This window comes from Streptomyces cavernae, assembly GCF_004023625.1.
GTDB classification, from domain to species: domain Bacteria; phylum Actinomycetota; class Actinomycetes; order Streptomycetales; family Streptomycetaceae; genus Streptomyces; species Streptomyces cavernae.
Window position 1 is genome coordinate 291894 of sequence record NZ_RPDJ01000008.1, and the last position, 21466, is coordinate 313359.

At 70.8% G+C, this 21466-nt stretch carries 14 protein-coding genes; 6 read left to right on the forward strand and 8 right to left on the reverse strand.

Annotated elements, in window-relative coordinates; translation table 11 throughout:
• Nucleotides 1–93: 93 nt before the first annotated feature.
• Together EF387_RS21540 and EF387_RS21545 are read left to right on the forward strand one after the other, a co-directional pair.
• Nucleotides 94–324: a DUF397 domain-containing protein gene (locus EF387_RS21540; RefSeq protein ID WP_420802608.1), complete on the forward strand. Its 231-nt coding sequence runs from the start codon at nt 94–96 to the stop codon at nt 322–324.
• 830 nt (nt 325–1154) lie between these two features.
• Complete coding sequence (locus tag EF387_RS21545) at nt 1155–3374, forward strand: NADP-dependent isocitrate dehydrogenase (protein ID WP_128378220.1); 2220 nt, start codon at nt 1155–1157, stop codon at nt 3372–3374.
• A gap of 56 nt (nt 3375–3430) precedes the next feature.
• Here the strand turns inward: EF387_RS21545 and EF387_RS21550 are convergent, their stop codons facing one another.
• A complete protein-coding gene (locus tag EF387_RS21550) occupies nt 3431–4165 on the reverse strand; it encodes a leucine-rich repeat domain-containing protein (protein WP_128378221.1) in 735 nt (244 codons plus the stop codon).
• Nucleotides 4166–4564: 399 nt separating this feature from the next.
• On the opposite strand from EF387_RS21550, the gene EF387_RS21555 reads away from it, so the two are divergent.
• A complete protein-coding gene (locus EF387_RS21555) occupies nt 4565–5062 on the forward strand; it encodes a hypothetical protein (protein ID WP_128378222.1) in 498 nt (165 codons plus the stop codon).
• Nucleotides 5063–5100: 38 nt separating this feature from the next.
• On the opposite strand, the gene EF387_RS21560 is transcribed toward EF387_RS21555, so the two are convergent.
• A complete protein-coding gene (locus EF387_RS21560; protein ID WP_420802604.1) occupies nt 5101–7119 on the reverse strand; it encodes an N-acetylmuramoyl-L-alanine amidase in 2019 nt (672 codons plus the stop codon).
• 229 nt (nt 7120–7348) lie between these two features.
• Nucleotides 7349–8524 (reverse strand): aminoglycoside phosphotransferase family protein, encoded by a 1176-nt coding sequence (locus EF387_RS21565; RefSeq protein ID WP_128378224.1) that lies wholly within the window; start codon nt 8522–8524, stop codon nt 7349–7351.
• A 235-nt stretch (nt 8525–8759) separates the two neighbouring features.
• On the opposite strand from EF387_RS21565, the gene EF387_RS21570 reads away from it, so the two are divergent.
• Nucleotides 8760–10256, forward strand: coding sequence for a DNA-binding protein NsdB (locus EF387_RS21570; RefSeq protein ID WP_128378225.1), 1497 nt, complete (start codon nt 8760–8762; stop codon nt 10254–10256).
• Nucleotides 10257–10305: 49 nt separating this feature from the next.
• On the opposite strand, the gene EF387_RS21575 is transcribed toward EF387_RS21570, so the two are convergent.
• On the reverse strand, nt 10306–11724 hold the full coding sequence (locus EF387_RS21575; protein ID WP_128378226.1) for a PP2C family protein-serine/threonine phosphatase: 1419 nt from the start codon (nt 11722–11724) through the stop codon (nt 10306–10308).
• 433 nt (nt 11725–12157) lie between these two features.
• Nucleotides 12158–13762 carry an alpha/beta hydrolase gene (locus tag EF387_RS21580; protein WP_128378227.1) on the reverse strand — a complete coding sequence of 535 codons (1605 nt, stop codon included), beginning with the start codon at nt 13760–13762 and terminating at the stop codon, nt 12158–12160.
• A gap of 153 nt (nt 13763–13915) precedes the next feature.
• On the opposite strand from EF387_RS21580, the gene EF387_RS50070 reads away from it, so the two are divergent.
• Both EF387_RS50070 and EF387_RS21590 read left to right on the forward strand, forming a co-directional pair.
• Complete coding sequence (locus EF387_RS50070) at nt 13916–14194, forward strand: chaplin (protein WP_128378228.1); 279 nt, start codon at nt 13916–13918, stop codon at nt 14192–14194.
• Between the two features lie 85 nt (nt 14195–14279).
• On the forward strand, nt 14280–15119 hold the full coding sequence (locus tag EF387_RS21590) for a GNAT family N-acetyltransferase (RefSeq protein ID WP_128378229.1): 840 nt from the start codon (nt 14280–14282) through the stop codon (nt 15117–15119).
• On the opposite strand, the gene EF387_RS21595 is transcribed toward EF387_RS21590, so the two are convergent.
• The 3 genes from EF387_RS21595 to EF387_RS21605 form a co-directional block, all read right to left on the reverse strand.
• Nucleotides 15100–16239 carry an acyltransferase family protein gene (locus EF387_RS21595; protein WP_128378230.1) on the reverse strand — a complete coding sequence of 380 codons (1140 nt, stop codon included), beginning with the start codon at nt 16237–16239 and terminating at the stop codon, nt 15100–15102. The two genes, EF387_RS21590 and EF387_RS21595, sit on opposite strands and share 20 nt — an antisense overlap.
• A gap of 88 nt (nt 16240–16327) precedes the next feature.
• Nucleotides 16328–17059, reverse strand: coding sequence for a class I SAM-dependent methyltransferase (locus EF387_RS21600; protein ID WP_128378231.1), 732 nt, complete (start codon nt 17057–17059; stop codon nt 16328–16330).
• A gap of 6 nt (nt 17060–17065) precedes the next feature.
• Nucleotides 17066–21430 (reverse strand): aminotransferase class I/II-fold pyridoxal phosphate-dependent enzyme, encoded by a 4365-nt coding sequence (locus tag EF387_RS21605; RefSeq protein ID WP_128378232.1) that lies wholly within the window; start codon nt 21428–21430, stop codon nt 17066–17068.
• Between the last annotated feature and the right edge of the window lie 36 nt (nt 21431–21466).

Below are 21466 nucleotides of genomic sequence, written 5' to 3' on the forward strand. Positions count from 1 at the left end.
CCCTCCCCGCGCCGCGGCCTGTGCGCCGCCGGTACCGATCGCTAGGCTTGCCGCGGACGACGAACCGGGAGGAGCACGGACGTGGCCAAGAGCATGACCCAGCAGCACCCACTCACGGGCTGGGACAAGCCGGAGCTGGACCTCACCAACGCCGAGTGGCAGTCCAGCAGCCGAGGGCTGGGGGACGTTCAGATCGCCTTTGTCGAGGGCTTCATCGCGATGCGCAACAGCCGCCGCCCCGACGGAGCGTCCTTGATCTTCACGCCCGCGGAATGGGGGGCGTTCGTCTCGGGAGCCCGCGAAGGGGAGTTCGACCTGACCTGACCTACCTGATCCCGGGGGTCCGGGGGCCGGAGGACTGCCGGGGATCCGGGGGACTGCTTGGGTAACGGAAGACTGCTTGGGGTACGGGGAGTCCGCGGTTCACCTGGGGATCTGGGAGACCCGTCGGGATCCCCGGGGACTTTCGGGATCGTCGAGGACGGCGGCCCGCGCAGCGGTGTGGTGCGGTGAACTCCGAGTCCGCGCCGAGCACGGGGTCGTGCCACGGCCGTCGGTTTCTCGGGTTTCTCGGCGACTGCTGAGGGATTCTGAGATTTGCGGGGACGACTGCATCCGGATCCGGGGCTTCCCGGGATCCGGGGATTGCCGGGGATCCGGGGATCCGGGGACCGGATTCGCGGATTCCGGGACCACTGGGGAATCGGATCCGCGAGACCCCGGGATCCCGCGACCCCGACCCCGACCCCGATCCCGACCCCTGAGAATGCCCCCGCGCTCGGAAATTCGCGGGGCCACCGGGGATCGGATCCGTGGGGCCACCGGGGATCGGATCCGTGGGGCCACCGGGGATCGGATCCGTGGGGCCGCCAGGGATCGGATCAACGGGGTCCGAGGGATGCCGGGGACCACCGGGAGTTCCGGTGACGGGCGGACTGTTCGCTCCGCGTGGGACCGGTCGGGAGCCGGGGCGGGTGGACGGGGATGCGGGGTGCGGGGTCTGCCGGAGTCCGGAGTACGCACTCCGCGCCGACAGGAACCCGACCGGCGCGGGCCCCGGGTCCCGCCGAGCGGGCCCCTGTCGAGCCGCGCTCGAACACGAGATATCTTGATGTCGAGCAATGTTGCAGACGTGGAGCGGAGCGGAGCACCCGGTGACTGACTCGACCATCATCTACACGCACACTGACGAGGCGCCCGCCCTGGCGACGTACTCGTTCCTGCCCGTCGTCCAGGCGTACGCCGGGGCCGCCGGAGTCGCCGTGGAGACCCGCGACATCTCCCTGGCCGGACGGATCATCGCCGTCTTCCCCGAGTACCTCGAGGAGGGCCAGCGCATCCCGGACGCCCTCGCCGAGTTGGGTGAGCTCGCCAAGACGCCCGAGGCCAACATCATCAAGCTGCCGAACATCTCGGCGTCCATCCCGCAGCTGAAGGCCGCCGTCGCCGAGCTGCAGGAGCAGGGCTACGCCCTGCCGAACTATCCGGACGACCCGAAGACCGACGAGGAGCGCGAGATCCGCGCCCGCTACGACAAGGTCAAGGGCTCCGCCGTGAACCCGGTGCTGCGCGAGGGCAACTCCGACCGCCGCGCCCCCGCCTCGGTCAAGAACTACGCCAAGACCCACCCGCACCGCATGGGCGCCTGGTCGCCCGAGTCCAAGACCAACGTCGCCACCATGGGCGTGGACGACTTCCGCTCCACCGAGAAGTCCGTGGTGATCGCCGAGGACGGCGCGCTGCGCATCGAGCTTAAGGGTGACGACGGCTCCACCACCGTGCTGCGCGAGTCCGTACCCGTACTCGCCGGCGAGGTCGTCGACGCCTCAGTCATGCGCGTCGCCGCGCTGCGCGAGTTCCTCACCGCGCAGATCGCCCGCGCCAAGGCCGAGGGCGTGCTGTTCTCCGTGCACCTCAAGGCCACGATGATGAAGGTCTCCGACCCGATCATCTTCGGTCACGTGGTGCGCGCCTTCTTCCCCAAGACCTTCGCGAAGTACGGCGAGACCCTCGCCGCCGCGGGCCTCACCCCGAACGACGGCCTCGGCGGCATCTACAAGGGCCTGGAGTCCCTGCCCCAGGGCGCCGAGATCAAGGCTTCCTTCGACGCCGAGCTCGCCGAGGGCCCGGAGCTCGCCATGGTCGACTCCGACCGCGGCATCACCAACCTGCACGTCCCGTCCGACGTGATCGTCGACGCCTCCATGCCGGCCATGATCCGCACCTCCGGCCACATGTGGGGCCCGGACGGCCAGGAGGCCGACACCATCGCCGTCCTCCCGGACAGCAGCTACGCCGGCGTCTACCAGGTCGCCATCGACGACTGCCGCGCCAACGGCGCCTACGATCCGTCGACCATGGGCTCCGTCCCGAACGTCGGCCTCATGGCGCAGAAGGCCGAGGAGTACGGCAGCCACGACAAGACCTTCGAGATCCCGGTCACCGGCACCGTCCGCCTCGTCGACCAGGCCGGAAACGCCCTCATCGAGCAGACGGTCTCCGCGGGCGACATCTTCCGCGCCTGCCAGACCAAGGACGCCCCGATCAAGGACTGGGTGAAGCTGGCCGTCACCCGCGCCCGCGCCACCGGCGACCCGGCCGTCTTCTGGCTGGACGAGACCCGCGCCCACGACGCCAATCTGATCGCCAAGGTCAACCAGTACCTGCCGGAGCACGACACCGAGGGCCTGGACATCCGGATCCTCTCCCCGGTCGAGGCGACCAAGCTCTCCGTGGAGCGCATCCGCCGTGGCGAGAACACCATCTCCGTCACCGGCAACGTCCTGCGCGACTACCTCACCGACCTGTTCCCGATCCTGGAGCTGGGCACCAGCGCCAAGATGCTGTCGGTGGTCCCGCTGATGGCGGGCGGCGGCCTGTTCGAGACGGGCGCCGGCGGCTCCGCGCCGAAGCACGTCCAGCAGCTGGTCAAGGAGAACTACCTGCGCTGGGACTCCCTCGGTGAGTTCTTCGCCCTGGTCCCGTCCCTGGAGCAGTACGCGACCGCCACGGGCAACGCCCGCGCCAAGGTCCTCGCCGACACCCTGGACCGCGCCACGGCGACCTTCCTCAACGAGGACAAGTCCCCGAGCCGCCGGCTCGGCGGCATCGACAACCGCGGCAGCCACTTCTACCTGGCCCTGTACTGGGCCCAGGAGCTGGCCAAGCAGACCGACGACGCCGACCTCGCCAAGGCGTTCGAGCCGCTCGCCGAGACGCTCACCGCACAGGAGCAGACGATCGTCGACGAGCTGATCGCGGTCCAGGGCAAGCCGGCCGACATTGGCGGCTACTACCAGCCCGACCCGGCCAAGGCCGCTGCGGTCATGCGCCCGTCGGCGACCTTCAACGAGGCGCTCGCGACCTTCGCCTGAGCCTCAGAGCTGTGTCACATTCCCGGCGGGGCGCACGGGTGATGTGACACAGCATCTCACCGTAGGACGACGCACCCGCGTGCGCTGAGGTCCCGCCCGAGCCCGGGCGGGACCTCAGCGTCGTCCAGGTCGTTCCAGCGCAGATCGAGTTTCTCCAGGGCGGGCAGTTCGGCGAGCCAACTCGGCAGCCCCCGCAGTCGGTTGGACCGCAGATCCAGTCGCCGCAACGCCGGGAGGCCGCGCAGGGCCTCGGGAACCTCGCCGAACTCGTTGTCGCGCAGCTCCAGTTCACGCAACTCGCGCAGACTCCCCACGGAGCCGGGGAGGGTGGTCAGGCGATTCCCGCGCAGCCAAAGCTCACGCAGTGCGGTCAGGCCGCCGAGTGAACGGGGCAGCTCCGTCAGCCGGTTGTGCTGTGCCCGCAGCTCGATCAGACCGGCCATGGAACCGATCTCCTCGGGGAGTTCGGTGAGCCGGTTCTCGCCCACGTTGAGGTAGCCGAGCCTGGTCAGTCGGCCCAATGTGGCGGGCAGAGCGGTGAGTTGGTTGTCATGGAGGTACAGGCAGCCGGTGAGGCCGGTGAGGTCGCCCAGTTCCTCCGGGAGTTGCCAAAGTTCGTTGTGTCCGAGGTCCAGCGTACGGAGAGAGGTGAGGGTGCCGATGCTGGTGGGGACGCGTGTGAGCCGGTTGTCCGCCAGGATGAGCACCTCCGGCGCGGGCTCCTCCCACACCTCGTCCGGCACCTCGCCGAGCCCGGCGCGCCAGTAGTCACGTACCCGCGGGTCGCTCACGATTTTCTTCGCCCCCTCCGCCGCTACCCGTCCCTCCCCCGAGCTCTCGGCTTCGCTCGAGCAGGGGGGACTCCCATCGGGGCGCTCGCTGCCCCGGACTCCGCTCCTCAAACTCCCCCAAGCTCTCGGCTTAGCTCGAGCAGGGGGACTCCATGAGGGGCTGGGTGGTTCAGCCTGTCCTGCGTTCGAGGACGAGGCCGAAGGCCGATACGGGGGTTGGGGGCGGAGCCCCCAGGTACGGGACAGGTAGGGGCGGAGGGGGCGAAAAACCTACCCCGCCCACCGGGGCAGCGGGTCGCGAGGAGGGGCGCGAGTGAGGCGGAGGGGCGCGCGATGTGCGGAGGAGAGTGGGACGCGCCCCCCGGGCGCTCCACCCCACCGGGCACGTACCATTGCGGCATGTCCTTCCTCCGCCGCCGCAGCGCCACCCCCGCCGGCCCCGACTTCGACGTCCTGGCCATGGATCCCGGGGACTGGCCGGGCAATCTCGGTGCGGGCCTGCTCCCCGCCCCCGACGGCAGTTGCCAGGGTGTCTTCCTGCGCTACGACCTGTTCGGCGGACGGGGCCCCGCGATGATCATCGGCAATCTGCCGGAGGGTTCCCCGGCCCGTGACGTCGCGGAAGGAGAGGTCCCGTTCGAGGTGGCCCAGCTGCTGCTGGCGCTGGAGAACGAAGAGGAGATCACGGTCGTCGAGACCGAGGACATGCCCGTCATGCAGGGTGACAACCTGCTGATCGTGCGCCGCCTCAAGCTCTCCGAGAGCCGGATCTCCTGCGTCCAGTTCGACCGCAGCGACAAGGTCCTGGTGACCATCGCCGCCTGGGACCGCCCCATCACCGATGATCTGTACGCCCTGCTGAAGCCGCTGCCGGCGGAGCTGTTCCAGCAGGGCTGAGGGCACGCGGGCGGCCGCGCGGGCCCCGAGGCGTCCCGTCACGGCCGGGACCCCACCACCCGCACATCGGCTGCCCGCACGAACGCCACCCGGTGCCCGTACTGGATCTCGTAGTACTCGTCCTTACCGATCACGACCCGGTGCTCCGCCGGATCGAACGACGGCGCATGGAAGTACTCGCCCGGGACGCTGCCGCCGATCACGTACTTCTGGCCCGCCGGCACCGTGTAGGGGAGCGGGGAGAGCGGCTGGGCGGGTACCCCTGGCGGGTAGGCGGTGGTCTCCGGGTAGGCGCGGCCGTACACGGCGATGTCGGTGCGGCCCGCCGTGGGAGTGATCACCGGGCCGGTGGCCTCCACCGCGGTCGGCCGGCTCTCCGGGTTCTCGAACCACGCCTTCCGGCCGAGATACCAGATGGCCGTCCAGTCGCCGCGGCGTTCGGCGACCGCGAACTGCTGACCGGTGGAGACCCGCGATCCCAGGTCGTTCACATCGGTGGTGGACGTACCGGTGCCGGGGTGGGTGCCGATGTCCTTGACCAGGGGGGCGTCCCGCCGGGGCTCAGAGTGCAGACGCACCGCGCTGGAGCCGTGCGCCGCACACCGTGCGTTCCCCGCGGCACAGCCGGTGAACTCCGGCCGGTTCTCGGCGAATTCGGGCAGCACGGTCACCAGGCCGCCGTTCGGGACCGGAGGGCTTCCCAGCGGTGCGCCGAGCAGTTCGAAGTAGTGCCGCCAGTCCCAGTACGGGCCGGGATCGCTGTGCATCCCGGGGATGTCCGAGGTCGTCGGCCCCGGCACGGTGTCATGGCCGAGGATGTGCTGCCGGTCCAGCGGGATGCCGTACTTCCGCGCCAGGTACGCCACCAGCCGGGCCGAGGCCCGGTACATCTCCTCCGTGTACCAGGCGTCCGGTGAGGCGAGGAAACCCTCGTGCTCCAGGCCGATCGACGTGGCGTTGACGTACCAGTTGCCCGCGTGCCAGCCCACGTCCTCGGCCTTCAGATGCTGGGCGATGTGTCCGTCCGTGGAGCGCAGGGTGTAGTGCCAGGAGACGTAGGACGGGTCCTGGGTCAGAGCGACCGAGCTGTCGTAGTACCCCTCGACGTCGTGGACCACGATGTACCTGATCTTCTGGGAGCGGGGCCGGTCGCCGAGGTCGTGGTTGCCGTAGTCCCCGTCGCCCAGTTCCGCGTAGGCCGCCGGGATCCACTCGCAGGCCACGGTCGCCGGGCATTCCGTCTCCTGCGCGGCCGTCGGTCGCAGCCGTGCCTGCTCCAGTTGTGCCACCTCGGGGCGCAGCCCGGGCCGGGCGGTCAGCGTCACCCGCTCGCCGGTGTCGGTGAGACGGGTGACGCCGTCCCGGATCACGGCGAAGACGTCATTCGCGTACGCCGCCGCAGTGGCCACGTCGTCCGCGCCCGAGAACCGGGCCACCGCCGCGTACCAGTCGGCCGGGTCGTCGCTCCAGGGGTCGCCCAGCCGCTTCCGGGCGTCCGCCAGGAGAGCGGCGCCGCCCGCGACATTGGCGGACGCGTCCGTGCGCAGCCGCCGTGCGGGAAGACCGGTCAGCTCGGCCGCCCTGCCCAACGTCTGGAGCCGGGCGGGAAGTTGGGCTTCGGAGAGCACCCGGGCTCGTGCGGCCGGGCCCGAGCGGGAGCCGTGACCGCGGGCGCCCTCCGCGCCGTGGCCGCGCGACACAGAGGCGAGTGCGGTGCGGGCGTCGGTGAGGTGCATGGGGCCGTAGCCGCCGCTGACACTCGGTGCCCCGCCGTGGGTGTCCCAGCGCGACTGCACATAGGCGACACCGAGCAGCACGCTCCGCGGAACCTCGTACTCGGCCGCGGCCGCCGTGAAGGCGTCCTCCAGCCGGGTGGCGGACGTGCCGCCGGGGGCCGCACCGGCGTTCGGCGCGGCGCCGAGCAGCGGCAGCAGCAGCGCCGCCGAGCCGAACGCGCCCGCCACCCTGCGGGTACGTCTGCAAGCGGAGACGGGAACGGGGGCGGCGAGGACGGGAGCGGTGGGGACGGGAAAGGGGTCGGTGGGGGATCTTCGCACGGCGGCCTCCTGGAACGGTCGAGCATGCTGACGTCCCGTCAATCCTGGCCGTGGCGAGGCGATGTCCCATGGCAGCGAAATGCCGGTGAGCGGGCGGCGGTGCGGTGAGCAAGCCCTCCGGGCGTAAGGGGAGTAGCCCAGAAGGACGCCACCCGTGACGTGGGCCCGCGACGCACCGCTCTCGCAGCGCATCGCGGGCCCACGTCAGGCCGCTGAGGTCCGTCGTCCCTCAGCGCGTGCCGACCGCCGCTCGTACGGCCCTACGGGCCATCTGGCAGTCGTCGTGCAGTCGCCTCAGCAGCAGCCGCTGCTCCTCACCGGACGGCGCCGTACTCGGGTGGCCCGCAGGTGCCGTCGGAGCCGCCTCGTGCAGGGAACGCTGCACCGCCGTTTCGTACGTACGGATCTCCCGGGTGAGTACCAGCATCAGATTGACGAGGAACGCGTCCCGGGCCGCCGGGCCCGCCGACTGCGCCAGCTGACTGATCTGCCGCCGGGCCACGGGCGCGTCGCCGAGGACCGCCCACAGCGTCGCCAGGTCGTACCCGGGCAGGTACCAGCCCGCGTGCTCCCAGTCCACCAGCACTGGACCGGCTGGTGAGAGCAGGATGTTCGACAGCAGTGCGTCGCCGTGGCAGAACTGGCCCATGCCCTGCCGTCCCGCAGCGTGCGCGATGCCGTGCAGCAGCTTCTGCAGGTCGCCCATGTCGCGGTCGGTGAGCAGCCCCAGGTCGTGGAAGCGGGAGATTCGTTCGGCGTAGTCGAGAGGGGCGTCGAACGTGCCCACCGGTGGCCGCCACGCGTTCAGCCGGCAGATCGCCGCCAGCGCCGCCCGGATGTCCGCGCGGGGCGGGGCCTCGGACGGATGCCGCTGCAGCGCCGCGACGCGGCCCGGCATGCGTTCGATCACCAGGGTGCAGTTGTCCGGGTCCGCCGCGATCAGCCGGGGCACCCGGACCGGCGGCCGGTGCCGCACGAAGGACCGGTATGCGGCTATTTCGTGCCGGATCCGCTCCTCCCAGATGGGGGAGTGGTCCAGCAGGCACTTGGCCACCGCGGTGCTGCGCCCGGTGGTGCCGACGAGCAGCACGGACCGTCCGCTGCGCCGCAGTACCTGCACCGGAGAGAACTCGGGACAGATCCGGTGCACCGAGGAGAGCACCGTACGCAGCTGAGCGCCCTGAGGGCCGGACAAGTCGAGTCTGCCGCTGAGCGGTTGAGTGCCGACCCCCGGAACGCGCCGCGTCCGGCCGACACCGAGCACGGCGGCCGCGGAGCGCGCGGGGTCGAGGTAGGGGCCGCCGCCCGCCGCCGGGCTCTCCCCCGGCCGAGCCGGGCCAGGAGCCTGTGGACGGGGACGCAGCGACCTGGGCGGGGCGGACACGGAGGACGATGCTGCGTACATGGGCGATACAGATCCCTTCGTGTGCCTGCGAGTTGCGTGCGCCACCCGGCCCGGCCCCCGGTTCGCACCCTGGGGAGTGATCCCACGGGAAACCGGGTCGAGGTGGCGCACTCCTACCTGACACCCGATGGCCCGTGGCACACCATCTGGCGAGGCCTGGCGAACCCTGGCGAATAGTCGCCCGGCAAGTTGCGGCGGGCTACTGTCAACTCAGCCGAGAACCTGGGGGCTTGACGTGAGCGGACAACCCAACACCCGCCTTGCGGATCTGTTCGGCCTCGCCGGCTGGTCCAAGGGCGAACTCGCGAGAGCGGTCAACCGGCAGGCGGCGGCCATGGGCCACCCCCAGCTGGCGACGGACACCTCGCGGGTGCGGCGCTGGATCGAGACGGGTGAGATCCCGCGCGATCCGGTCCCGCGGGTGCTGGCGGCGCTGTTCACCGAGCGTCTCGGTCGTGTCGTGACCATAGAGGATCTCGGTCTGACCCGGCGCGGGCGTACGGGTACGCGGCGTGACGACGGGAGTGTGGAGCATCCCGACGGTGTGCCGTGGGCGCCCGACCGGACGGCTGCGGTCCTCACCGAATTCACGGGAATGGACCTCATGCTCAACCGACGCGGCTTGGTGGGCGCGGGCGCCGCGCTCGCCGCAGGATCCGCACTCTCAGGCGCCATGCACGACTGGCTGCACTCCGATCCGGCCCTGACGGCCGACGCCCCCCGCATCGACGATCCACTGCACGCCGACCCCGCCGGGTTCGACCGTTACGAGGCCGCTCCCATCGGATCCCAGGAGATCGAAGAGCTCGAACGTTCGGTCGAGGTCTTCCGCGCCTGGGACGCGGCCCGCGGCGGCGGGCTGCAGCGCAAGGCCGTGGTGGGCCAGCTCAACGAGGTGGGGGGCATGCTCTCCTACCGGCACCCCGACCATCTGCAGCGGCGCCTGTGGGGCGTCGCCGCCAACCTCGCCGTCCTCGCGGGCTGGATGTCGCACGACGTCGGTCTGGAGCCCACGGCACAGAAGTACTTCGTCATCGCCGCACACGCGGCGCGGGAGGGTGGCGACCGGCCCCGCGCCGGAGAGGCGCTGTCCCGCGCCGCCCGTCAGATGGTTCACCTGGGCCGGCCCGACGACGCCCTGGACCTGATGAAGCTCGCCAAGTCGGGCTCGGGCGAGGCCACTCTGCCCCGGACGCGGGCCATGCTCTTCACCATCGAGGCCTGGGCCCAGGCCTCGATGGGCCGCGGCCAGGCCATGCGGCGCACCCTGGGCCAGGCGGAGGACCTCTTCGTCTCCGACAAGGGCGATGTGCCACCGCCGAGTTGGATGCAGATGTTCGACGAGGCGGACCTCCACGGTATGCAGGCCCTGGCGTACCGCACCCTCGCCGAGCACGACCCGGCGGCGGCCGGCACGGCCCAGCGGCACGCCAAGGAGGCGCTGCGGCTGCGGGAGAAGGGCCGGGACCGGTCGAAGATCTTCGACCACCTCTCCCTGGCGTCGGCCTGTTTCATCGCCGACGACCCCGAGCAGGCCGACCGGTACGCGCGCCTGGCCCTCGCCTCGATGGGGGCGAACTCCTCGCACCGCACCTGGGACCGGCTGCGCGAGATGTACCGGCTGACGGGTCAGTACGCCACCTACCCGAAGATCAACGAACTGCGTGAGGAGATCGAACTGGCGCTGCCCAAGGGCCTTCCGAAGCCCCGTGGCGGGAGCGCCCGGGCCTAGCCCGGGCGGAGGGCGACCTTCGAACGGCAACCTTGCGAACGGCGACCCCTCAGGAACCGACCCTGGCGATGAGCACGCAGGCGTCGTCCTCGCGCTCGGTCTCGCCGAACTCCTCCACCACCGCCCGTACGCAGTCCTGTGCGGTGCGCGCCTCGTCGAACCGCGGGGCGAGTTCCAGCAGCCGGTCGACCGCTGCGTCACCGCTGCGCCGGGGGACCAGTCCATCGGTGTGCAGCAGCAGCAGGTCGCCCGGTTCGAGCGGTACCTCGGCCTGTCCGTAGACGGCACCCGAGGTGGCGCCGAGCAGTACTCCGTCCGGCGGGGGCAGTGCACTCCCCGTCCCGCCCCGGAACAGCAGCGGGGCGGGGTGTCCTGCCTGCGACCACACCAGCGTGCGGGTGCGCGGCTGGTAGCGGCAGCAGACGGCACCGCCCAGCGCGGGCTGGACGGTGGTGTCCAGTAACCGGTTGAGCAGGCCCATGAGCCGGCCCGGCTCGGTGCCCGCCACGGCCATCCCGCGCAATGCGCCTATCAGCAGCGCCATGCCCGAGGTCGCGGTGACGCCGTGGCCGGTGAGTCCGCCCACGGTGAGCAGGGTCTGCCCGTCGGGGAGTTCCAGGGCGTCGTACCAGTCGCCGCCGATCAGCGCGCTGCTGGACGACGGCAGATAGTGAGCGGCCAGGTCCAGCGCCTCGGCGCACTGGCGCGGGAGCCGCAGGGGGCCGCGCCACGGCGGCAGCACGGCCTCCTGCAGCTCGACCGCGAGCCGGCGCTCCGTCTGCGCGATGTGCCGTTCGCGCTGCAGCGAGTCACGGGTCTCGCTCACGGCACGCTGGCTGCGTCGCAGCTCGCTCACGTCCCTCAGCACGGCCCACATCGAGGCGGTGCTGCCGTCGGAGTCGAGCACGGGTTCGCCCATCATGTGTACGGTCCGGACTTCGCCGTCGGGGCGGACGATCCGGAACTCCCCGTCGATGGGTCTGGCGTCGACCAGGCAGTCGGTGACCATCGCCGTCAGCTTCGGCCGGTCCTCGTCGAGCACCAGCGAGGGCAGTTCGTCCAGGGTGAGGGCGGGGGCGGACGGCTCGCGGCCGAGGATCTGGTACAGCTCGCCGGACCAGGTCGCCTCGTCGGTGAGCAGGTTCCACTCGGCGCTGCCGACCCTGCTGAGCAGGGACTCGCGGCTGGGGATCGCGGGCACGGCCGGGGCGGCCGGAGCCATGGTCACCTCGGGCGGGCCGTCCCGCAGCTGAGCCAGGTGCTCGTCGAGGTCGTTCAGCTGGTGCAGCGCCAACTCGCACAGCGCGCGCTGCCAGCGGCTCTCGGGGTCGGTGCCGTCACCGGGTGCCTCACGGCGCACCGCGTCCACGTCGCCGCGCAGCCGTCGCGTCTGCGAAATCAGCGCGTCGACCGCACCGCGCGGAGGCGGCTCGGCGGCGGGGTGGTCCGCGGACACATGGGACGGCATGACGTACTCCGATGCAGGCGGTTTGCGACCGGACTCACGGAAGCGCAGTTACGACTCTTGCACAGCCTGCGACGCCCTGTAAGGGATTTGGCAACACCCGATTCGGCGGTGCTTCTGGCATATGCCAGCGTCCCGATCGACGGTCTGACCAGGGCGGATTCGGTACGCGGCGAGCCCGGTGCGAGCGTAGGAGACCTACGCGCCTTGGTGCGGATCCGGGGTGGACAGGGGCTACGTCCAGCCATGCGTTCGATGGTCGCTTGTGCGATCACGCGCCCCGGGCGCCCCGGCCGATGCGAGCACCGCGGCAACCTGGGCACTCCGGCGACCCGACCGCCCCATGGGCCCCAAAGACCCCAATCGGACCCCAAAGCCCCAGACGCCCACAAAGGCGCCCAGAGGCCCGAAGCCCCCAGGCGCCCCGGACCGACGGTCATTCCTCGCCAGGGCCGCACGAACTCCCGTTCGCAGGGAGGGAACCGTACAGCAGGAACTCGTCCACCGCCTCGTGCACACACTCGGAGGACGCGTATCCGGTGTGCCCCTCGCTCCGGTTGTCCAGGACGACGGCCGAGGAGCCGAGCCGTCGCGCGGTCTCCACCGTCCAGCGGTACGGGGTCGCCGGATCGCCGCGCGTGCCGACGAGCAGCATCTTCGGGGTGTCGAGGTCACGCACCCGGTCGCGGATGAAGTCGGTACCCCTGGGGCGGCCGTAACACATCAGGGTGAAGGTGAGCTGGTACTGCCCGAAGACCGGGGAGGCCTGCTCGTACTCGTCGCGGAGCCGCTCGATGTTCCGGCCGAGTTCGGCGCCGCTCGGCCGGTCGGGGTTGTCCGCACAGTTGATGGCCAGCAGCGCGGCCTGGAAGTTGTCCGCCGGGACCTGGTTCTCGTCCACGACGTCCTCGTCGCCGCGGCCGCCCGGCGACGCGCCGACGGTGCCCGCGAACTGCATCAGCGCCTGGGGCTCGCCGTGCTCGACGAGCAGCGCGATCGCCCGGGACAGTGCGGGCCACCACTGCTTGGCGTAGAGCCCCTGGGCGAGGGCGGCCACGAAGTCCTGGCCGGAGAAGGAGCCGCCGGCGTACATGGGCACGGGGTGCGCGTCCAGCGAGCGGACCAGTTCGACGACCTGCTCCCGGCCTGCCCGCGGGTCCTGCCCGAACGGGCAGGCGACGTCCTCGGCGCACCAGGTGATGAAGTTGTCCAGGGCGGTCTGCTGGCCCTCAGCTGTCGCGCGCCCCTGCTCGGCCAGGGGTTCGGTGAGCGTGTCGACTCCGTCCAGCACGAACCGGCCCACCCTCCCGGGGAACTGGGCCGCGTACACGGCGCCGAGCCGTGTGCCGTACGAGAAGCCGAGGTAGTTGAGCTTGTCGTCGCCGAGCGCTTGGCGCAGTACGTCGAGGTCGCGTGAGGTGTTGACGGACCCTATGTGGTCCAGGACCGGGCCGGAGTGCTCGGCGCACCGTTGCGCGGCCTTCCGCAGCCATCGCAGATCGGCCTGCGTCCGCTGCTCGTCCGGGGTGGAGTCGTCCGGTCCCTGCATGACCTCGTCGAACCCCTCGCCGCAGCTGACCGGTGACGACCGGCCCACGCCGCGCGGATCGAAGGTGACCACGTCGTAGTTGTTGGTGAGGCGCATGAACTCCTTGCCGCCGTACGCGAGCTGCGGCACCCCCGCGCCGCCGGGGCCGCCGAAGTTGAGCACCACGGAACCCTTGGAATCGCCCGTCGCCCGGTAGCGTGCCAGCGCGAGTTCGAGCGAGCCCCGTCCGGGGCGGGCGTAGTCCAGCGGGACCCTGACGGTGCCGCACTGCAGGTCCTTGGGTGTCTCCTCACCCTTGCAGGCGGACCAGCGGACCCTCTGGTCGTAGAAGCGGTCGAGGTCGGGGTCGTCGGCCGACGCGGGCAGCCCGGCGCCCAGCAGAGCCAGCGTCGCGGCGCTCGCGAGCGCACCGCACGTGTGCCACGTGGGTATCCGGTGCTCGCGCCGTGCGGAGCGCCTGTGCCGTATGTGGCCTTTGTGCCGCTTGTGCATGGAGCCTCCAGGACGCCCCCGGTGTGCGGACCGGGGATCTCCCCCGGATCACGATAAGCGGGACCCGCCGACCGCGCCTGTTCGAGAGCCGGAGGGGGCGAAGGGGGCGGAGGGGCACGGAGGACTAGAGGGTCCGGTGAGACAGCGGGGTCCGTGGGGCGTCGCGACGGGACCGTAACCCGGACGGCGCATTCGCGTTCTAGAGGTCGCGGGCGGCCGCCCGCGACCGTCTCGGCAAGGCAGGGAACCGATGAGACAGCCGCGGGTGGTCCGACGGGCTCTCCGGGGCCGATCGCGGCGACGCCGTCCAAGTTGCCGTTGGAGGTCCCGGTGGGTCTGTGCGGTAACACCGGGAAAACGGCCGGAGCACTGAGCCCCGCCGCCGGAAACCGGTGCCCGACCGTGCAAGACCGCTCCCGCCCGTACGGGTGACGTACGGACTGCACGGGCGACACCCGGCAGGGCGGTCGACTGCCCGCCGATCCATTGACCGCCCGCCCGCGGACAGGAGCAACCGATGAACGCCGCAGACCTCGTCATCAGCACCGCCACCCTCGAGGACTGGGAGGTGGTCGGCGGATGGGCGGCCGAGGAGGGATGGAATCCGGGAGTGGGGGACGCGGCCAGTTTCTTCGCGCAGGACCCGGAAGGGTTCTTCATCGGACGGCTCCACGGGGAACCCGTCTCGGCCGTGTCCGTCGTCAACTACGGCGCCGACTACGCCTTCCTGGGGTTCTACCTGGTGCGGCGCGATCTGCGCGGACAGGGCCTGGGCATCGCCACCTGGAATGCGGCGCTCGCGCACGCCGAGGCCCGAACGGTGGGGCTCGACGGAGTCCCCGACCAGCAGGACAACTACCGCCGGTCCGGCTTCCGGCTCGCCTACACGAGCGCACGGTTCGGCGGCACCGCCCCGGCGGGCGGCACCGCCCCGGGTGTCCGGCCCGCCGCGCCGGAGGACTTCGCGGACATCGTGACCTACGACAACGCCTGCCACCCCGCCGACCGGCCCAGGTTCCTGCGGCGATGGCTCGGCGCGCCCGGCCACCGCGCCCTGGTCCGGGTGGTCGACGGGCGGCTCACCGGATACGGGGTGATCCGGCCCGCGCGCGACGCCGCACGCATCGGTCCGCTGTTCGCCGACACGGCCGAGGACGCGCGGGCGCTCCTGACCGCGCTGACCGCCGACGGTAAGCCGTTCGCCATCGACGTACCCACCACCAACACGGCCGGTGTCGCCCTCGCCGAGGAGTTCGGGCTCACCCCGTCCTTCGACACGGCCCGGATGTACACCGGGCCCGTTCGCCCCTACGCGGAGGACCGCGTCTTCGGCGTCACTACGCTCGAGCTCGGTTGAACGCCCAGTCCATGCGTGGTTCGACCACGGACCGGAACACCCGCCGGACCGGACTCGTGCACAGCAGCGTGATCCCGGCGACCGCGATCCCCGTGACCAGCAGCTCACCCAGCGGGGTGTGCAGCCACGGACGGTCGTACCACCCCCAGAACCGGGACGCCTTGATGATGAAACCGTGCAGCAGATAGCCGTACATCGTCCCCGTGCCGAGCGCCGTGCACCACATGTGCCGACCCGGGACCCAGGCCAGGAAACAGGCCGTCAGCACCAGCGCCAGCGCGAACAACGCCGGCGTGCTGACCAGTCCGACCCACCGTGAGACGCCGAGGCCCTCCACACTGCCGCGGTGGTAGAGCCAGCCCGCGTCGAACCACGGCGACGCCCAGTACGCGGCGGCCAGGGTGAGAGCCGCCACCGGAAGCGCCGCGACCCGCACCCGCCAGGTGCGCAGTCGCGAGAAGTGCTCGGCCCGAAGCCTCAGTCCGAGCACGAAGTACGGCAGGAAGGACAACACGCGCTGCAGGGACAGATCGCCCCCGAGGTCCGGCGAGACCGACGCCAGCACCGCCACACCGAGCGCGATCGGCACCGGATGGCGCAGCGCCAGCCAGATGGGCGTGGTGAGCCGCCAGATGAACAGTGCGACCAGGAACCACATGACATACCAGGGATCCAGCAGGCTGAACGGGTAGCCGGGATCGTCCTGGGCCGAGCGGTAGAACAGCGTGTACGCCGTCTCGAACACCAGGTACGGTACGACCACGCCCGTGAGCAGCCGCTTCAGCCGCCCCGGCGCCATGTCGAAACTCCGGGAGAAATAGCCGGAGATGAGTGCGAAGGCGGGCATGTGGAAGGCGTACACGGTGAGGTACGCGGCATGCACCGCCCGGCTGTCGTGCGTCAGCGGCTCCCACGCGTGACCGCAGGCCACTAAGACGATGGTCAGGTACTTCGCGTTGTCGAAGTAGGCGTTCCTGTGCGCGGTGCCGGGCGGCCGGCCCGTCGGCGGCGGACCCGAGGAACGGGCGGGGGGCTCGGCGGCCCCGGACTGGGGTGCGTCGGGCGGCCGTGGTGCCTTGGGCCGTTCCGTCGTCGGGGCCGGGGAGTTGTACTGCGCCACGTGTCGAGTCCCAGGGTCGGAGGATGGAGGACCCCAGCCGCCTGCCCGGACCGGTGGATCTCACTCCTCCACGTGGCCACGACGTGGCCTATGTCTCGTCGGCGATCGCGGTGAGCAGCACCATCCCGGAGTCCCCGTAGTCCGGCAGGGTGGGGTCGGCGTCGATACGGGTGACGGAGAGCTCCCGGGTGAGCGGTGCGAACACCTCGGTTACCGTGTCCGGGCTCACGGGACAGGCCGGCCAGGACGCCTGGCCGAGATGGTAGGAGGGCAGGTTTTCCATGAACGCCGCCACCAAGCGCCCGCCGGGAACGACCGTGCGGACGAAGGCATGGCAGAACGCGGTGAACTCCGCGAAGTCCTCGGTGGCGCCCTCGGCGACGAAGTTCATCGACGCGAGGTCGTATGTGCCGGGCTCAAGGGCACGGACGTCGCTGTGGACGACATGGACGCGGGCCAGTGACTCGGGCAGTGTCGCGGGCACATCGGGATTGAGCCGTCGGCACAGCTCGTGGAACGGCCGCCAGCTCTCCTCCGGCCCTTCCGCCAACTGCCGCCTGAGATAGGCGACGTTGGCCGCACCCGCCTCCACCGCGTCGATGTGGCGGCACGCGGCGGACGCGACCATCAGCGGATACAGATTCGGCCCGGCGCCGAACTCCACCGACCGGCCGATGCTGTCCGGGGCGAGCCGACCGTAGAACTCCGAGTGGTGGGCGATGACGGCGGCGTCCGCGGCATGCAGCTCGCGGTAGTTGTCGGCGAGGTAGTCCTGCACCGGCCAGTGGTCCCAGTTCACATCGTCGTTGAAGATCACCATGCGGTCTCAGCCCTTCTTGCGCAGGGGGAAACGCGCCGACAGCCGCGTCAGCGTGTCGTTGAGCCGGTCGATGTCGTCGTCGGAGTTGAGCGCTGTGATCTGAACGCGGAAGCCGACCCTGTCACGGGGAACGAGAGGGTAGGCGGCCAGGGTCACATAGATGCCCTCTTCCCACAGGAACGCCGCGACCGCGTCCAGGTCCTCGTGGTGGGCGAGGGGGAGCTCCACGATGGGCAGCTGGTCCGTGTTGAGGGTGGCCAGGCCGAGGGTGTCGAGGTGGTCGAGCACCCTGAGGGTCTTGCGGTGCAGATCGGCTCGGATGGCGTCACCCCGGCGGTCGTTGACGTCCAGCCCGGCGAGAGCCGAGGCCAGTGACGCCGTCGGGGAGGGACCCGAGTACAGGTACGGTGCCGCCGCCGTCTTCAGCTGGTTCTTCAGCGCCGTGGGCAGGGCCAGGAACGCGAGCAGCGACGAGTACGCCTTGGAGAAGCCGGCCGCGAGGACGATCCCCTCGTACGACTCCCCGGTGTGCCGGATCACGCTGTTGCCGCGGGAACCGTACGGGCACGGCTCCTGCGGCCCGCGTTCCCCGATCACGCCGAATCCGTGTGCGTCGTCGACGTACAGCGTCGCGCCGTGCTCGCGGCAGACGGCGGCCAGGGTGGGCAGGTCCGGCACATTGCCCGTCATGCTGTTGACCCCGTCCAGACAGACCAACCGGGTCTCCCCGGGCGGCGCCGCGGCCAGCAGACCCTGCAACTCGTCCGGGCGGTCGGCGTGGAACCGTTGCAGCCGGGCGCCCTGACCGTGGGCCGCGACACAGCCGTCGTACAGCGTCCGGTGCGCGGTCGCCTCGATGAACACCGTCCCCTGGTTCGCCAGGACCGGGATCACCGCGGAGTGGATGAGGGTCAGGGTGGGCAGCAGCAGTGTGTCCGGCGCCCCGAGGAGCGCGGCGAGCCGGTCCTCGATCTCTGGATACAGCCGAGGACTGCCCAGCAGCCGGGACCAGCTCGGGTGCGTCCCCCAGCGCCGCACGGTGGGTTCGATCGCTTCGATGATCTCCGGGTCCCAGTCGAAGCCCAGATAGTTGCAGGAGGCAAAGTCGATCAGCCAGTGGTCCCCGCTGCGGATGTGCCGGCCGCGCACCTCGTCGAGGACGGCGTCGCTCATGCGGCTGGTCCGCCGCAGACGCTCCAGCTCCGCCGCGCGCGGGTCGCTGCGCACCTGCGAGGCCTCCCGTTCGGGGCGCTCGGACGGTGCGTCGTAAGCCTCGTGCGCGGGCCCCGCTGCCGTGCCCCCGTCCGCTGTCCCGCCGGCCGTCACGGGCGGTGCGAACAGTGCGCCGCTGCGCTGACGCAACACGGACTCGCTCTGGTCCACCGACATCGGCCGGAAGAACAGATAGCCCTGCCCGAACTGGCAGCCTATCTGGGTCAGCAGGTCACGCTGGGCGGGCTCCTCGATGCCCTCGGCGATCACCTGCAGGCCCAGTGTGTCGGCGATGTGGACGATGCCCTCGACGAGCGCGACCTGCTGGGTGTCCGCGGCGATGTCGTCGATGAACGACTTGTCTATCTTCAGTACGTCGATGGGGAAGTCCCGCAGATAACGCAGCGAGGAGAAACCCGTCCCGAAGTCGTCGACGGCGATGCGCACCCCCATGTCCTTCAGCGAGTGCAGCACGCCTTCGATCTGGTCGTCACGGCGCAGCAGGACCGTCTCGGTCAGCTCCAACTGCAGCGAGCCGGGCGCGAGTCCGGGTGTCCGCAGCACCTTGCACACCTGCTCCAGGAAACCCGCGTCGCGGAACTGCCGGGCGGAGACGTTCACGCTGACGTACGGCAGTGGATCCGACTTGCTGGCCAGCCGTTGCAGGTTGGCTATGTCGAACGTGGCGGTCTCCATGACCCATGCGCCCAGCGGTGTGATGTAGCCGGTCTCCTCGGCCAGGTTGATGAACTCGTTGGGGGAGACCCGGCTGCGCGGTGCCCGAGGCCAGCGGGCCAGCGCCTCGAAACCGACGACCTCCCCCGCGGTGATGTCCACCACGGGCTGGTACTGGACGGTGAACTCCTTCTCCGCGATCGCCCGGTCGAGACGGCTCTGCAGATCGTGGCGCTCGACCATGCGCATGTGCAGCAGGGGCTGGAAGCGGCGCCACTGGCGTTTGCCCGCCGCCTTCGCCGCGTACAGGGCGAGGTCTGCGTGGGCCAGCAACTCGTCCGCGTCCGTGCTGTCCTTCGCGGTGGCCACGCCCACACTGGCGGTGATGCTCACCGACTCGTCGGGCAGGGTGAACGGCCTGGCGAGCGTCTGGATCACCTGCGCGGCCAGCAGCTCCGCGTCCAGCGGTTCCTTGGCGTCCTCCATCAGTACGGCGAACTCGTCGCCGCCCAGCCGGGCCGCGGTGTCGCTGCGGCGCAACGCCTTGGACAGCCGGTCGGCGACGGAGACGAGCAGATGATCGCCGGCGGTGTGGCCCATGGTGTCGTTGACCAGCTTGAAGTCGTCCAGGTCGATGAAGAGCAGACAGGTGAGCTTGGACTCGCGGCGGCCACGCAGCAGCGCGCGCTGGATCCGCTCCAGCAGCAGGGTCCGGTTGGGCAGACCGGTCAGCGAGTCGTGAAAGGCCCGCTGGGTCAGCTCGTGTTCCAGCCGACGCTGCTCGGTCACGTCCCGCAGGGTGACGACCAGGCCGCCCACGGTGCGCTCGTCCCGGAAGTCACTGCACCGCACCTCGACTTCGACCCTGTCGTCGTCCCGCCGCACCCACCAGTGGTCGTGTGCGGCCTGGTGCCCGTTGTTGCGTACGGCCCGCAGTTCCCGGGCCGCCCGCTCACGGTCGCGGGGGTCCACCAGGTCGGGCAGCAGCGAACCGACCAGCGGCACCTGGCCGAACACGGCCCGCGCGGAGGGACTCGCGTACCGCACCGTGTCGTCCTCCTCGACGATGAGGATGACGTCCGAGGCGTTGCGCACCAGCGTGCGGAAGTACGCCTCGTTCTCCTGGCGGATGACCTCTTGGCGCAGGGCGAGGCGTTCCACGGCGAGTCCGGCGTGCGAGGCGAGGATCTCCAGCGAGCCGTGCATCTCGGCGAGCTGTTCCTCGGGACCGGCGACCAGCAGCACGCCCGGCACCGATCCGACCTGCTGGCCGGCTTCCGTCTGGTGTTCGGGCGGAATCATGGGGCACACCAGCACGGTCCGCAGCCCGTCGAACTTCGCGGCGACGGCCGGCTCGAGAGAGTCGGTCGTGGTCAGCCGTGTGCGGCCACCGGTCAGATCCGCCGCGTGGTCGGCCGGCAGCAGCAGCGTCCGGTGCCGGTTCCGCTTGCCGAACAGGGCCTCGACCGTGGTGTCGCAGACGTGCGTGACCTCCTCCTGCCGGGTGGCCACGACGAGTGACGCGGCCGCGTCGCGCAGGGCGTGTTCGCGTGCCACGGCCTTGCGGTGGGCCACGACCATTCCCGTGAACCGGAGGATGACCAGGAAGAACAGCACGCCGAGGAAGGCGGCGATCACGGCCGCGTCGTTGACGCCGCCGGTCAGCCCCTCGATCAGCAGGATCGCCGGGGCGATCAGTGTCGCGGCGGCAAGCAGCAGGAGCCGCCGCGGCGGCGGGATCAGGGTGTCACCCTGCGGGACGGACGCCGTCAGTTCCACCATGGAGGGGTGCAGCCCGGCGAGGCCCCACGCCGTGTAGAACATGATCCACCCGGCGTCCATCAGCGTTCCCGCCTGCCAGGTGGCGTTCAGTTGCAGGATCCCGTAGACGACGTCGGAGAGGAGAAGGATCGCCGTGCCCAGGAACAGCAGCTGCACGGAACGGTTGTGGCCGCGGTTGGTGCCCGGCGTCACCAGCCGGGCCAGCATGGCGAGGACCAGGACGTCGCCGAGCGGATAGGCGATGCTGATGGCCCGTTGCACCCATGTCAGCCCTTCCAGCACGGAGAGCGGCTGCACGAGATACACCCACACGGGCAGTGCGAGCGCCGCCGTGAAGATCAGCGCGTCCAGCAGGCTCGGCAGGTCGTGGCCTGACCAGCGGTACCGTACGAGGCCGAACAACCCTATGGCGAACAGCACATAGACCATGAGGTAGCAGGCGTCGGCCGGGGAGGGGAACGGGTTGGAGGTCTGGAAGTACTGCTCCACCGCGTAGTAGTACGTGTCGCCCGCAACGAAGGTGAGCAGAGCCGCGGCGAGGAACCACCAGGGCCATCGGTGAGCGGGGCGGTGGATGGCGGCGCCGGTGAGCACGGCGATGCCACCGGAGACGCCGATCACGGCCCAGCTGGGCGTGCGAGCCTCGGGCATCGTCATGAAGACGCTCGTGGCGATCGCGACCAGTACGACGTAAGCAGCCATCAGCCGATGTACCGGCAGCAATGGCACCTCCCGGGA

Bases quoted from the DNA above. Each gene is read 5' to 3' on its own strand.
- EF387_RS21575 (WP_128378226.1), bottom strand. From the start codon at position 11,724: ATGCCGTCCCATGTGTCCGCGGACCACCCCGCCGCCGAGCCGCCTCCG.
- EF387_RS21605 (WP_128378232.1), bottom strand. From the start codon at position 21,430: ATGGCTGCTTACGTCGTACTGGTCGCGATCGCCACGAGCGTCTTCATG.
- EF387_RS21565 (WP_128378224.1), bottom strand. From the start codon at position 8,524: ATGTACGCAGCATCGTCCTCCGTGTCCGCCCCGCCCAGGTCGCTGCGT.
- EF387_RS21600 (WP_128378231.1), bottom strand. From the start codon at position 17,059: ATGGTGATCTTCAACGACGATGTGAACTGGGACCACTGGCCGGTGCAG.
- EF387_RS21580 (WP_128378227.1), bottom strand. From the start codon at position 13,762: ATGCACAAGCGGCACAAAGGCCACATACGGCACAGGCGCTCCGCACGG.
- EF387_RS21540 (WP_420802608.1), top strand. From the start codon at position 94: ATGACCCAGCAGCACCCACTCACGGGCTGGGACAAGCCGGAGCTGGAC.
- EF387_RS21555 (WP_128378222.1), top strand. From the start codon at position 4,565: ATGTCCTTCCTCCGCCGCCGCAGCGCCACCCCCGCCGGCCCCGACTTC.
- EF387_RS21590 (WP_128378229.1), top strand. From the start codon at position 14,280: ATGAACGCCGCAGACCTCGTCATCAGCACCGCCACCCTCGAGGACTGG.